12 protein-coding genes are annotated in these 12055 nt (G+C 66.5%); 8 read left to right on the top strand and 4 right to left on the bottom strand.

Going from position 1 to position 12055, the window contains the following annotated elements:
- Positions 1-888 precede the first annotated feature (888 nt).
- On the top strand, positions 889-1344 hold the full coding sequence (locus tag ACQR2C_RS14905; RefSeq protein WP_316218747.1) for a fasciclin domain-containing protein: 456 nt from the start codon (positions 889-891) through the stop codon (positions 1342-1344).
- Positions 1345-1657: 313 nt separating this feature from the next.
- Here the strand turns inward: ACQR2C_RS14905 and ACQR2C_RS14900 are convergent, their stop codons facing one another.
- A complete protein-coding gene (locus ACQR2C_RS14900) occupies positions 1658-2797 on the bottom strand; it encodes an acyl-CoA dehydrogenase family protein (RefSeq protein ID WP_434881491.1) in 1140 nt (379 codons plus the stop codon).
- A 145-nt stretch (positions 2798-2942) separates the two neighbouring features.
- Positions 2943-4127, bottom strand: a complete 1185-nt coding sequence (locus tag ACQR2C_RS14895; protein WP_434881490.1) for an acyl-CoA dehydrogenase family protein — start codon at positions 4125-4127, stop codon at positions 2943-2945.
- A gap of 153 nt (positions 4128-4280) precedes the next feature.
- Here ACQR2C_RS14895 and ACQR2C_RS14890 point away from each other — a divergent pair, with 153 nt between their 5' ends.
- Positions 4281-4826, top strand: a complete 546-nt coding sequence (locus tag ACQR2C_RS14890) for a carboxymuconolactone decarboxylase family protein (protein ID WP_434881489.1) — start codon at positions 4281-4283, stop codon at positions 4824-4826.
- Positions 4827-5097: 271 nt separating this feature from the next.
- On the opposite strand, the gene ACQR2C_RS14885 is transcribed toward ACQR2C_RS14890, so the two are convergent.
- Positions 5098-6315 (bottom strand): MFS transporter, encoded by a 1218-nt coding sequence (locus ACQR2C_RS14885; protein WP_315801646.1) that lies wholly within the window; start codon positions 6313-6315, stop codon positions 5098-5100.
- A 209-nt stretch (positions 6316-6524) separates the two neighbouring features.
- Here ACQR2C_RS14885 and ACQR2C_RS14880 point away from each other — a divergent pair, with 209 nt between their 5' ends.
- The gene (locus ACQR2C_RS14880) at positions 6525-8591 is read left to right on the top strand and encodes a prolyl oligopeptidase family serine peptidase (RefSeq protein WP_434881488.1); all 2067 of its coding nucleotides are present in this window, start codon (positions 6525-6527) and stop codon (positions 8589-8591) included.
- A gap of 197 nt (positions 8592-8788) precedes the next feature.
- Here the strand turns inward: ACQR2C_RS14880 and ACQR2C_RS14875 are convergent, their stop codons facing one another.
- Complete coding sequence (locus tag ACQR2C_RS14875) at positions 8789-9466, bottom strand: DUF938 domain-containing protein (protein ID WP_434881487.1); 678 nt, start codon at positions 9464-9466, stop codon at positions 8789-8791.
- Positions 9467-9654: 188 nt separating this feature from the next.
- On the opposite strand from ACQR2C_RS14875, the gene soxX reads away from it, so the two are divergent.
- The 5 genes from soxX to ACQR2C_RS14850 are packed head-to-tail and all read left to right on the top strand — an operon-like array spanning position 9655 to position 11959.
- On the top strand, positions 9655-9948 hold the full coding sequence (gene soxX / locus ACQR2C_RS14870; RefSeq protein WP_315717170.1) for a sulfur oxidation c-type cytochrome SoxX: 294 nt from the start codon (positions 9655-9657) through the stop codon (positions 9946-9948).
- Positions 9949-9966: 18 nt separating this feature from the next.
- Positions 9967-10461, top strand: coding sequence for a thiosulfate oxidation carrier protein SoxY (soxY, locus tag ACQR2C_RS14865; RefSeq protein WP_434838142.1), 495 nt, complete (start codon positions 9967-9969; stop codon positions 10459-10461).
- 15 nt (positions 10462-10476) lie between these two features.
- On the top strand, positions 10477-10788 hold the full coding sequence (gene soxZ / locus ACQR2C_RS14860) for a thiosulfate oxidation carrier complex protein SoxZ (protein WP_315801650.1): 312 nt from the start codon (positions 10477-10479) through the stop codon (positions 10786-10788).
- The gene (soxA, locus tag ACQR2C_RS14855) at positions 10785-11633 is read left to right on the top strand and encodes a sulfur oxidation c-type cytochrome SoxA (protein WP_434881486.1); all 849 of its coding nucleotides are present in this window, start codon (positions 10785-10787) and stop codon (positions 11631-11633) included. Before soxZ ends, soxA begins: the two co-directional genes overlap by 4 nt.
- Positions 11634-11656: 23 nt before the next feature.
- A complete protein-coding gene (locus tag ACQR2C_RS14850) occupies positions 11657-11959 on the top strand; it encodes a hypothetical protein (protein ID WP_410053204.1) in 303 nt (100 codons plus the stop codon).
- Positions 11960-12055 lie beyond the last annotated feature (96 nt).

The following is a 12055-nucleotide window of genomic DNA, read 5'->3' as shown; positions in this document are numbered from 1 at the left end:
CAGCGATCGATTTGCGTGACCCCAAAAGTGTCAACCATGTCCCCGAACAGGTGTAAGCTATGTCTCCGGGCTAAACACTTCGCTCGCAATGACGGAGCATGACGTAACCTTCTCGCGACGCCTCTCGCGCCCGAGCTTTGCCAAATCTCCACCCTCCGTAAATCGAGGGCGCAGGGAAGGCCAGGTGCCGACTGGCACCTGCGGTCCGCCTGCGAAAAAAATGCAGGCGGCAGAACCACAGGCTCAGCCCGGACAACCCGGCCTTCCCTGCGCGATGGTGTTAACGCTTATGGCGCGCTCTCCCCGGTGTCCGACCTGTTAGCCACCGTCGTCGTTCGGGATCACTCCCATCGACTTGACGCCAGCATCGGGGCGCCAGGACCACGCGCTTTTACGTCCGCATCGTCATCGTTCGTCGGCGCGATCTCGCGCGCTGCGATCCGATGCGTCCATCGCGTCGCCGGCCCACGTTTCGTAACGATCGCGAAGCGTCCCTCTTGCGGGCCGTGACGGCGGTAAATGTGCGGCTGATTTGCCCGACGACACAACGCCCGTCGGGTTGCGACAAAATGGCACGACGGGCAATGCGGATGCTCCTACAAAGCAATTAGTCCCGCGGATTCATGGCTCTCGGACGCACTGCCCTGCAGGCCTCAGAGGCGGCTCACGAGTTCGTGAACTCATCCTCAAATCCATCCGAACGCAGCGATCGTAACGAGCCTGACCAATCCGGTCGGGGTGATGCGACCTGGAGGACAGGGCGAACAGGGGCCGCAAATCCCTTTTGCGCATCAACCAACTCATTAGTTCAGTTCACAGGGAAAAATTCGAATGACGCTGGGAATCCGTTCGTTCGTGGCCGGCGCGTTGATGCTGGGCGCGCTCTCCATGTCCGCCACCGCCGCTCGTGCGGCCGATATCGTCGACACTGCCGTCGGTGCAGGCCAGTTCAAGACGCTGGTGGCGGCCGCCAAGGCCGCAGGCGTCGTGCCGGTGCTGAAGAGCAAGGGCCCGTTCACCGTGTTCGCCCCGACGGACGCGGCGTTCGCCGCGCTGCCGCCGGGCACCGTCGAGGATCTGCTCAAGCCGAAGAACAAGGCCAAGCTCGCCGCGATCCTCAAGTACCACGTGATTCCCGGCGCGGTGAAGGCCGGCGACGTCGCCGGCAAGAAGCTCAGCGTGAAGACCGCGCAGGGCCAGAAGGTCGATGTCGACGGCACCTTCTTCGGCGTGCAGGTCAACGACGCGCATGTGGTGCAGGCCGACGTCATGGCCTCGAACGGCGTCATCCACGTCATCGACAAGGTGCTGCTGCCACCGGCGAAGTCGGCGATGCATCATTGATGCGACGAGGGCGCGCCATCGGTTGATGGCGCGCTCTTTGTCAGTGATCTCTGAGATCGCGACGTTGAAGATCGCGGGGACGCAAATGGCCGATGAGGGCCGATATCGTCCCAACAACATCGGTGTCGTCCCGGCCTTGAGCCGGGACCCATAGCCACCGTCCGGGATTTGGCGAAGGCTGAAGCTGCCAGCGCGGGTCACCACGTCATCCTGTGGTTATGGGTCCCGGCGTTCGCCGGGACGACGGCGCTGGGTGTGGCACGAGTTGGGCCGCACCTGTGGAGAGAGTGATGTCTCGCGAGCGCAGCCTTATTCAGTACCCCCTCAGCTGCGCCAATTGCGCCGCGTGGTAGTTGGCGTCGCCGAACATCTCCTCGCAGACGCGGGCGCGCTTCATGAAGAAGCCGATGTCGAACTGGTCGGTCATGCCCATGCCGCCATGCATCTGCACGCCCTCCTGGACGGCGCGGGTCGCGGTCGTGCCGGCGCGCGCCTTGGCAACCGCCACGGCCGCCGGCGCGCCGGCAGGATCGGCATCGAGCGCCTGCAGCGCCTTCAGCACGGCGGCGCGCGTGATCTCGATCTCAATGTAGAGCTGCGCGGCACGATGCTGCAGCGCCTGAAATTCGCCGATCGCCTTGCCGAACTGCTTGCGCTCCTTGAGATAGGCAACGGTGCGGCCGAACACTTCCTCGCTCAGTCCCACCATCTCGGAGGCAACCGCGCCGCGGCCGAGATCGAGCACGGCGCTGAGCGTGGCAGCGCCCCCATCGACCTCGCCGAGCACGTGATCGGCGGTCACCTCGACGTTGTCGAGCGTGACCCGCGCGGCGTTGTGCGCGTCGACCATGATGGTGCGTTCGATCACCACGCCCTTGGCCTTGGGATCGACCAGGAACAGCGTGAGGCCATCGCGCTCGCCGGGCGCGCCGGCGCTGCGGCCGACGACCAGCAGGAGATCGGCGACATGGCCGTCGACCACCATCGCCTTGGCACCGCTGAGCTTGAAGCCGTTGCCGGAGCGCGCGGCCTGCAGCGTTGTGTGCAGCGGACGATGTTTCGCACCCTCGTCCAACGCCAGCGCGGCGAGCAGCGCGCCGTTGGCGATCTTCGGCAGATACTCGGACTTCTGCGCCGCCGAGCCGGCGCGGGTGAGCGCCGAGGCTGACAGCACGGCAGTGGCGAAAAACGGCGACGGCATCAAGGTGCGGCCGATCTCCTCCATCACGACGCCGGCTTCGACCGCGCCGAGGCCGGAGCCGCCGTGCTCTTCCGGCACGAGCAGTCCGGCAAAGCCCATCTCGGCGAAGGTGGCCCAGAGCTCCCTGGAGAAGCCGGTCTCGTCTCTGACGTCGCGCAGCTTGCGCAGGTGCGGCACCGGCGCCTTGTCGTTGATCAGCCCGCGCGCGCTGTCGCGCAGCATGGATTGTTCTTCGGTGAGGAGGAGAGGCATGGGGTGTTTCCAAGAATTTTGTTTGTTGGATGCGGGCTCTCTCCACTCGTCATGCCCGGGCTTGACCCGGCCATCCATGTCTCACGTCACGAGGAAAGACGTGGATGGCCGGGTCAAGCCCGGCCATGACGGAGAGAGTGATGAACTACGCCCCCGGCAGATCGAGGATGCGCTTGGCGACGATGCCGAGCATGACCTCGGAGGTGCCGCCTTCGATCGAGTTGGCCTTGGTGCGGAGCCAGGCACGGGGACGCGCGCCTTCATGGGAACGCTCGCTCTCCCATTCCAGCGCGTCGATGCCGCCGGCCGACATCAACAGCTCATACCGGCGCTTGTTGAGCTCGGTGCCGTAATACTTCATCGCCGAGGAGAACGCCGGATGGCCCTGCCCCGCCTTGGCGAGATCGACCATGCGCTCGGCGGCCGCCGCGAGCGCCGCCTCGTCGACATCGAAGGTCGCGATCTCGGCGCGCAGCAGCGCGTCGTCGAGACGGCCCTGCCCGTCGCTGCCGACGGAGTCGGCCGCGACCTGGCCGAGCGGCCGGCTGCCCCCGCGCTCGCCCATGCCCGAGATCATCGCGCGCTCGTGTTGCAGCAGGTACTTCGCAACGTCCCAACCACGGTTGACGGTGCCGAGCACGTTCGCCTTGGGCACCCGGACATTGTCGAAGAAGGTCTCGCAGAACGGCGAGCGGCCGGAGATCAGGAGAATCGGCTTGGTCGACACGCCCTTCGACGTCATGTCGAACAGGATGAAGCTGATGCCGTCATGCTTCTTCGCCGCGGGGTCGGTGCGCACCAGGCAGAAGATCCAGTCGGCGTAGTTGGCGTAGGAGGTCCAGATCTTCTGGCCGTTGATGATGTAGTCATCACCATCGCTCTCGGCGCGGGTCTGCAACGAGGCGAGATCGGAGCCGGCGTTCGGCTCGGAATAGCCCTGGCACCAGCGGATCAGGCCGGCGGTGATCTTGGGCAGGTGCTCGCGCTTCTGGTCGTCGGTGCCGTATTTCAGCAGCGCCGGCCCGAGCATCGAGATGCCGAACGAGGTGATCGGCGCGCGCGCCCCGATCGCCGCCATCTCCTGGCGCACGATCTTGGCCTCCTCGCCGTCGAGGCCGCCGCCGCCGTATTCTTTCGGCCAGTGCGGCACGGTCCAGCCCTTGTCGCGCATGCGCTCAAACCAGATGCGCTGCGGCTCGGAGGAGAATTTCGCATTGCGGCCGCCCCAGAACGTATCCTCCTCGGAGGTCGTCGGCAGGCGCATCTCCGGCGGACAATTGGCCTCCAGCCAGGCCCGCGTTTCGCGGCGGAATGTGTCGAGATCGGCCATGCCAGGTCCTCACGCGTTTCCATGATTGCTGTCGTTGGCAAGACCTAACCTCAGCGCTTGGCGGAATTCAACATCGATGTCGCCGCGGGCACCCTCGCCTTGCCGGGCGTTCTATGGTCATGATGCCGCCGCGTGAAATACGAGGAAACGAACATGCGCCTGAAACTTCTTTCGCCTGGCGAAATGAGCGCCGACCAGCGCCAGACCTACGACGAATCGATCGCCAGCAAGCGCGGCTCGCCGCCGCCGCCGATGATGGCCTGGCTCAACAGTCCCGAGATGGCGCGGCATGCAACACGGCTCGGCGCCTTCCTGCGCTACGACACGGTGTTTCCCGCAGCATTGTCGGAGATCGCGATCCTGGTGACGGCCCGGCACTGGACCGCGCACTACGAATGGTACGCGCACAAGCGCCTCGCGTTGGCCGGCGGATTGGACATCAAGATCATCGACGCCATCCGCGACCGCCGCACGCCGGAGTTCTCCGATCCCAAGGCGAAAGTGATCTACGACGTCGCCAAGTCGCTGCATGAGGGCCATGGGCTGACGGATGCGCTCTACAAGGACGCGATCGCAACGCTCGGCGAGCGCGGCGTCGTCGAGATCATCGGCCTCTGCGGCTACTACACGATGGTCTCGATGACGCTGAACACGTTCGAGTTCGATCTGCCGGAGGGCGAGGTGTCGGAGTTGAAGTGACCCAAATCGCTCCAGTGCGCATAGTATCGCGCTGCCCATGACTGCGCCCCCTCCCCTTGTGGGAGAGGGCTACACAGACGTCAGCGACGAACTCACTCGGGTGAGGGGTTCGTGCGACATATTCAGGTCTGAGCCCGGGGCGACCCCTCACCCGGCTTTCATGCTGCGCATGAAAGCCACCCTCTCCCACGAGGGGAGAGGGTGCACCACCCGTGCCGCTTGATACTCAGCATTCTCGTAGAAGTACCTGCTAGTCTAACTCCGTCAAACGTCAGCCCGCCGCCGCCTCGCGGCGCTTCGACGACCACACCAGCGCGAGCACGCACAGGCCCAGCAGCACCGGCGGGAAGACCACGAGGTTCACCGCCGACCAGCCGAAATGGGCGAGCAACTGGCCCGAGGAGAACGAGCCCAGCGCCATCAGGCCGAAGATCAGGAAATCGTTGAACGCCTGCACCTTGTTGCGCTCGGCGGACGTATGCGTCTCCAGCACCAGGGCGGAGGCGCCGACGAAGCCAAAATTCCAGCCGACGCCGAGCATGACCAGTGTGGCCCAGAAGTGCATCGCGGTCAGGCCGGACAGGCCGATGACGGCCGCGACCGCTTCGAGCCCCAGGCCCAGCGCGACGATGGCAGGCGCACCAAAGCGCGCGATCAGCGATCCCGTGAAGAAGCTCGGGCCGTACATCGCGACGATGTGCCATTGCAGGCCGAAATTGGAATCCGACACCGTCAGCCCGCACATCTGCATCGCCAGCGGCGCCGAGGTCATCACCAGGTTCATCACCGGATAGGCGATGGTGCCGCACAGCGCGGCTGCGATGAAGCGCGGCTGGCGCACGATCTCGGACAGCGGCCGGCCGCCATGCAGATCGGCAGCTTCAGGCTTCGGCAGATCGACGCCGGCGACGATCCCCATCGCGACCAGCGCGACCGCCGCCTGGATCAGATAGCTGAACGCGAACAGATAGGGCTGCCAGACGTCCATGGTCCATTGCACGAGTTGTGGACCGAGCAGACCGGCGAAGATGCCGCCTGCCATCACCCACGACACCGCCTTGGGCCGGAACGCGGCGCTGGCGCCGTCGGCAGCGGCGAAGCGATAGGATTGCGCGACCGCGCCATAGAGGCCGCCGAGGAACGTCGCCAGGCAGAACAGTGCGAACGAGCCGCGCAGAATCGCGAGGCAGCCGAGCACGCCGGTGACGGCACCGCAGCCGGTACCGATGAGGAAGGCCGCCCGGCGGCCATAGCGCCGCGAGATCGCGCCGGTCGGCAGGGTGCCGGCGGCGAGGCCGACGACGTACATCGAGATCGGCACCGTCGCGAGCCCGATGTTCGGGGCAATGGTGACGCCGACGATCGCGCCGGTCGCGAAGATCACGGCCGAGTTGGCGCCGGTCAGCGCCTGGGCGGCCGCGAGCCGCGCCACGTTGCGGCGAGCGCGGGCATCATCGGAAGTGTCTTCGCTCACGGTCAGATCGATCATCTCAGGTATCCGGGGGCGTGGCGCGCACGCTTCGCCTTGCTGGTTCAGCCGCACTATTGGGGGAAGCACGCGCCCGAGGCAACGGGCGCGAACGGAGACAAGCCATGCGGCAGCGGCCGCGCCACCGAGCGTGATTCGACACTCCCGACCCGCCCGGCTAATCAAGCCGACGGTATTCTCGCGTCAACGGCGCCCGCGGAGCTTGAGCCATGTCAATCGACGATCGTCCGACCATCGCGGCGCCCGATGACGATCCGTATCTGTGGCTCGAGGAGATCGACGGCGAGCGCGCGCTCGCCTTCGTCGCGGCGCAGAACCAGCGCACGCTCGCCGCGTTCGGCGATGCGGCCTTCGCACGCGACCGCGACGCACTAGCTGCCATTCTGGACCGGCCCGACAACATCCCGTTCGTGAGCCGACGCGGCGGGCTGCTGTACAATCAGTGGAAGGACGCGGCGCATCCGCGCGGCTTGTGGCGGCGTACGACGCTGACGGAGTTCCGCAAGGCGCAACCGCAATGGGATGACCTGCTCGACATCGACCGACTCGCCGCCGACGAAGGCGAGGACTGGGCGCTGAACGGAGTCTCGAGCCTGCCGCCGGCCCATGAGCACGCCATCCTGAGCCTGTCACGCGGCGGCAGCGACGCCGTGGTGCTGCGCGAGTTCGACCTCGCGGCGAAGCGCTTTGTCACGGGCGGCTTCACGCTCTCGGAGGCCAAGGGCAGCGCCGCCTGGCTCGATGCCGACACGCTGCTGCTCGCAAGCGCGTTCGGCCCGGGCATGGCGACACCGTCGGGCTACGCCCGGACGGTGCGGCGCTGGCGGCGCGGCCAGCCGGTCGAGCAGGCGGAGGTGATCTTCGCCGCCGAAGGCAGCCAGTCGACATGGGTGCATGTCGGCGTCGATCGCAGCGTCGCGCCGGCGCGGGTGTGGTTCGCCGAGGGCATCGACTTCTTCAACCAGCATCTCTGGCTCGGCGACGGCAGCGGCGCGCGGACCAGGCTCGATCTGCCGACCGACTGCTGGATGTCGGCGCATGGCGACTGGATGGCCATCAAGCTGCGCCAGCCCTGGAGCCTCGGCGAGGTCACCCATCCTGCGGACGTGGTGCTCGGTCTCCGGCTGTCGGCATTCCTTGCCGGGCGCCGCGATTTCACCCGCGTGTTCGAGCCCGCGCCGCGACGCGCGCTGCAGGGCCTGTCCTGGGCCGGCGGCCGGCTGGTGCTGTCGATCCTCGACGAACTCAGGGCCAGGTTCGAGGTGTGGACGCCGTCACGGGAGGCGTGGAGCTGTGAGCGGCTGCCCGGCCTGCCGGAGATCGCGACGGTGGACGTCTGGCGCCTCGACACCGACGAGGCGGAAAGCAACGGCGACCTGCTCGCCAATGTCCAGGATCCGCTGACGCCGCCGTCGCTGCAACTGATCGAAGGCTTCGCCGCACCCGGGATCCTGAAGCAGGCGCCTCGCACCTTCAGCGCCGAGGGGCACGTCGTCACGCGGCATGAGGCGATCTCGGTGGATGGCGAGCGTATTCCCTACACCCAGACCGGACCGGCCGAGCTGACCGGCGACGCGCCGGTGCACATGAGCGCCTATGGCGGCTTCGGTCACACGCTGCGTCCGGCCTACAATGCGGCGCTGGGCAAGCTGTGGCTGGAGCGCGGCGGCACGCTGGTGGAGGCCAACATCCGCGGCGGCGGCGAGTTCGGCACCGCCTGGCACGACGCCGGCCGCTATGCCGGCAAGCGGCTCGCGCATGATGATTTCGCCGCGGTCGCCGCCGATCTCGTCCGCCGCGGCGTCACGGCCCCGAAGCGCATCGCGGCGCAGGGCGGCTCCAATGGCGGCATCCTGATCACCAACATGCTGGTGCGCTATCCCGAGCGCTTCGGCGCCTTGTTCTGCACCATCCCGCTGATCGACATGCGCCGCTATACCAAGCTGCTCGCCGGCGCGAGCTGGATCGCCGAATATGGCGATCCCGATCAGGACGCGGATTGGAGCTGGCTGCAGACCTATTCGGCCTATCACACCGCCACGCCCGGCCAGCCCTATCCGCCGATCCTGATCGCGACCACCCGGCGCGACGACCGCGTCCATCCCGGCCACGCCCGCAAGATGACCGCCAAGCTGCAGGCCATGGGCTACGACGCGTGGTTCTACGAACCCGCCGCCGGCGGCCATGGCTATGGCACCGACAACCGCGAGCGCGCCAGCTTCATCACGCTGGGCACCCGGTTCCTGGCGCGGCATGTGGGGCTGGAGATGGCGTAGCGCCTACGCTCCGTTACCGTGCTGCCGGCCCCACCCACCGCTGTCGTCCCGGCGAACGCCGGGACCCATTCTCCGCGGCAGGAGTTTGTCGCGAGGGCAGATGTCACGCCGATCTCGCGTCACAACTGGACCCTGTGGCTATGGGTCCCGGCGTTCGCCGGGACGACGGCGGAATTCGGAGCAGCGCCGTCGACAACTCACGACGTCCGACCGAACACCAGGATCATGTTGTTGGCCGGCATCTCCACCGTCTCGCGCAAGACGAGCCCGTTGCGCGCGGCGAGCGCGTCGAGATCGGTGATGTCGCGCACGCCCCAGTCCGGATCGCGCTCGCGCAGGGAGGTGTCGAACACGGCATTGCTGACCGCGGTGTGCTTGCCGTCACGCTTGAACGGGCCGTAGAGCACCAGCACGCCGTCCGCCGACAGCGCCTGCCCGGCGCCGGCGAACAATCCCTCCGCCACCGCCCAGGGCGCGATGTGAATCACATTGGCACAGAAGATCGCGGCGAGCTGCGACGGGCCGCCCGCGGTGCGGAACACTGCAGGCCAGCCGGGATCGGACAGGTCGATGCGCTGGGCGTCGCGGATGTTGGACAGCCCGGCATGCCGGCGCCACGCCGCGATGCTGGCGAGGTGGTTGGCGTTGAGATCGCTCGGCCACCACGTCAGGTCCGGGCGCTGGGAGGCGAAATGCACGACATGCTGGCCGGTGCCGCTGCCGGCTTCCAGCACGTCGCCGGTCTTGCCCGCCAGCAGCCGGCCCAGCACCGCCCAGATCGGCTGGTGGTTGCGATGGAACGCGGCCGCGTCGAGCCGTCCGTCCGGTTCCACCGGCCCGCCGTCCCGGCCGAACTCCACGACATACTCCGCCATGACCAATCTCCTGGCGCCAGATGAACGGCCTTCGTTAACCGCGTTGCGGCGGCCACTATAGCTGCATTGTCAGCCGATGGTCTTTATGCTTTGCAGCTCCTATATTACCGAGACCACCGAGACGTCGGAATTCCACCTTGATCACACCTGTCCTGCGTACCGCCCTGGCGATGGGGCTCTCGCTCGCCATGTCCATGGCCGCTCACGCCCAGTCCGGTGCCGTCGACGGCCAGAAGCTCGCCTTCGACCGCGGCAAGGGCAACTGCCTGACCTGCCACGAGATCAAGGGCGGCGACCTGCCGGGCTCGATCGGCCCGAAGCTGGAGAATCTCAAGGCGAGATACGACCGCGCCGAGCTGATCGCGATTCTCAACGACGAGACCAGGCGCAATCCGCTGACGGTGATGCCGCCGTTCGGCCGCAACCGCATCCTGACCGAGCAGGAAATCAGCGCCATCGTCGATTTCCTGCAGACCCTCTGATTCCGTTTGGAGACCGCCATGACTGCCTCGTCCGGCCCGTTGGCCCACCGCCGCCTGTTCCTGAAGGGCGCCGGTCTCGTCGCGCTGATCGGCCTCGGCAACGCCGTGCTGCACGCCGCGCCCGCCTTCGCGGCGACCAACGACAACAAATATCCGGAAGACGCCTTCAAGCAGAAGAACGCGGGCGACGCTGTCAAGGCGCTGTACGGCCGCGACCACGAAGCGTCCGACAAGATCAAGCTCGACGCGCCGGAGATCGCCGAGAACGGCGGCGTGGTGCCGATCGCGGTGACGACCACGCTGCCGAACGTCACCTCGATCGCTTTCATCGTCAGCGAGAATCCGTTCGCGCTGGCGGCGTCGTACCACATCCCCGACGGCACCGTGCCCGCGGTGGCGAACCGGCTCAAGATGGCCAAGACCTCCAACGTGATCGCGCTCGTCGAATCCGGCGGCAAGCTCTACAGCGCGACCAAGGAGGTCAAGGTCACCGTCGGCGGCTGCGGCGGCTAAGGTCAGGAGATCATCATGGCATCGAGCATCCGCGTCCGCGCCGTCCTGAACGGCGACATCGCCGAGGTCCAGACCCTGATCCAGCACCCGATGGACACGGGTCTGGTCAAGGACGCCAAGGGCGAACTGATCCCCGCGCACTACATCCAGCAGGTCACCTTCGTGCACAAGGACAAGACGGTGTTCCTGGCCGATTGGGGCACCGCGGTGTCCAAGGACCCCTACGTCAAGTTCGCCTTCAAGGGCGCGGCCAAGGGCGACGAGCTCAAGGTGAGCTGGGTCGACAGCAAGGGCGCGACCGACAGCCTGACGGCGACGATCCAATGATGGCGCCGCGCCTCGCGCTGACTATCGCGGCCACGCTCGCTCTCGGCGCCTGCGGCGCCGCGGCCGCGGACAAGCCGAATCCGGCCGCCGACGCCAAGGCGTTCCAGGACTACTTCGTCAAGAAGTTCCCGAAGGTGCCGTTCGATGATTTCGTCAACGGGCCGTATTCGATGAACGCCGACATGCGCAAGCAATGGGAAGAGAAAGAGGAGTTCCCTCCTTACGAGTTCGCGCTCGACGCCGGCAAGGAGATGTTCGCCAAGCCGTTCAAGAACGGCAAGACCTATGCCGACTGCTTCCCGAACGGCGGCATCGGCATCCGCCAGAACTATCCCTATTTCGACGACAAGGAAGGCAAGGTCATTACCCTCGAGCTGGCGCTGAACCGCTGCCGCGAGGCCAATGGCGAGCAGCCCTATTCCTACGTCAAGGACGAGATGGCCTCGCTGACCGCCTACATGGCGTTCACCTCGCGCGGCAAGCGCTTCGACATCAAGATCCCCGATGACCCGCGGGCGCTCGAGGCGTTCGAGAAGGGCAAGGAGTATTTCTACACCCGCCGCGGCCAGCTGAACTTCTCCTGCGCGAGCTGCCATGTGCAGAGCCCGGGCGAGCGCATCCGCGCCGAGATCCTGGCGCCGGCGCTCGGCATCCTCAACGCGATGCCGATCTACCGCTCGGAATGGAGCGGCATGGGCACGATCAGCCGGCGCTTCGTCACTTGCAACAGCCAGACCCGCGCCGTGCCGCTGGAGCCGCAGTCGGACGAATACCGCAACCTCGAATATTATCTGTCCTACGTGTCGAACGGCCTGCCGGTTTCAGGACCGGGAGCGCGGCCATGAAAAATGTCACGACAGCAGGCGTCATGAAAAAGATCGTGTTCGCCATGATGGTATCCGCGGTCGGCGCCGGCTCCGCGCGGGCCGCGTCGGAGGCCGACTATCTCTCGGCGGTCGCGGCGGCCGAGAGCGCCAACAAGGAAGCCGGACGTCTGCGCAACCAATGGACCGTGACCCAGGCCGCACTCACCGCTGCGAAGAAGGCAGCGGATTCCGGCAATTTCGATTCGGCGCTGAAATCGGCGCAGGAGGCCGAGGCGCTCGCCAAGGCCTCGATCGTCCAGGCCACCAGCGAGAAGCAGCGCTGGAAGGACATGGAGATCCGCTAGAGCATGATCCGGAGACGTGGCAACCGGTTCTCCCTCGCGACAACCGCCGAAGGCGTTTGCGCGGAGATCATGCTCACACAAAGGGATGGATCATGA

The sequence above is a fragment of the Bradyrhizobium sp. HKCCYLRH3061 genome (assembly GCF_051168015.1).
Taxonomy (GTDB): domain Bacteria; phylum Pseudomonadota; class Alphaproteobacteria; order Rhizobiales; family Xanthobacteraceae; genus Bradyrhizobium.
Note: the sequence above shows the minus strand (reverse complement) of the source record. Positions and strands in the feature narration are given on the sequence as shown.

What these genes read in the sequence shown, in the direction of transcription:
- ACQR2C_RS14905 (WP_316218747.1), top strand. Translation starts at nt 889, where the DNA reads ATGTCCGCCACCGCCGCTCGTGCGGCCGATATCGTCGACACTGCCGTC.
- ACQR2C_RS14900 (WP_434881491.1), bottom strand. Translation starts at nt 2,797, where the DNA reads ATGCCTCTCCTCCTCACCGAAGAACAATCCATGCTGCGCGACAGCGCG.
- ACQR2C_RS14895 (WP_434881490.1), bottom strand. Translation starts at nt 4,127, where the DNA reads ATGGCCGATCTCGACACATTCCGCCGCGAAACGCGGGCCTGGCTGGAG.
- ACQR2C_RS14890 (WP_434881489.1), top strand. Translation starts at nt 4,281, where the DNA reads ATGCGCCTGAAACTTCTTTCGCCTGGCGAAATGAGCGCCGACCAGCGC.
- ACQR2C_RS14885 (WP_315801646.1), bottom strand. Translation starts at nt 6,315, where the DNA reads ATGATCGATCTGACCGTGAGCGAAGACACTTCCGATGATGCCCGCGCT.
- ACQR2C_RS14880 (WP_434881488.1), top strand. Translation starts at nt 6,525, where the DNA reads ATGTCAATCGACGATCGTCCGACCATCGCGGCGCCCGATGACGATCCG.
- ACQR2C_RS14875 (WP_434881487.1), bottom strand. Translation starts at nt 9,466, where the DNA reads ATGGCGGAGTATGTCGTGGAGTTCGGCCGGGACGGCGGGCCGGTGGAA.
- soxX (WP_315717170.1), top strand. Translation starts at nt 9,655, where the DNA reads ATGTCCATGGCCGCTCACGCCCAGTCCGGTGCCGTCGACGGCCAGAAG.
- soxY (WP_434838142.1), top strand. Translation starts at nt 9,967, where the DNA reads ATGACTGCCTCGTCCGGCCCGTTGGCCCACCGCCGCCTGTTCCTGAAG.
- soxZ (WP_315801650.1), top strand. Translation starts at nt 10,477, where the DNA reads ATGGCATCGAGCATCCGCGTCCGCGCCGTCCTGAACGGCGACATCGCC.
- soxA (WP_434881486.1), top strand. Translation starts at nt 10,785, where the DNA reads ATGATGGCGCCGCGCCTCGCGCTGACTATCGCGGCCACGCTCGCTCTC.
- ACQR2C_RS14850 (WP_410053204.1), top strand. Translation starts at nt 11,657, where the DNA reads ATGAAAAAGATCGTGTTCGCCATGATGGTATCCGCGGTCGGCGCCGGC.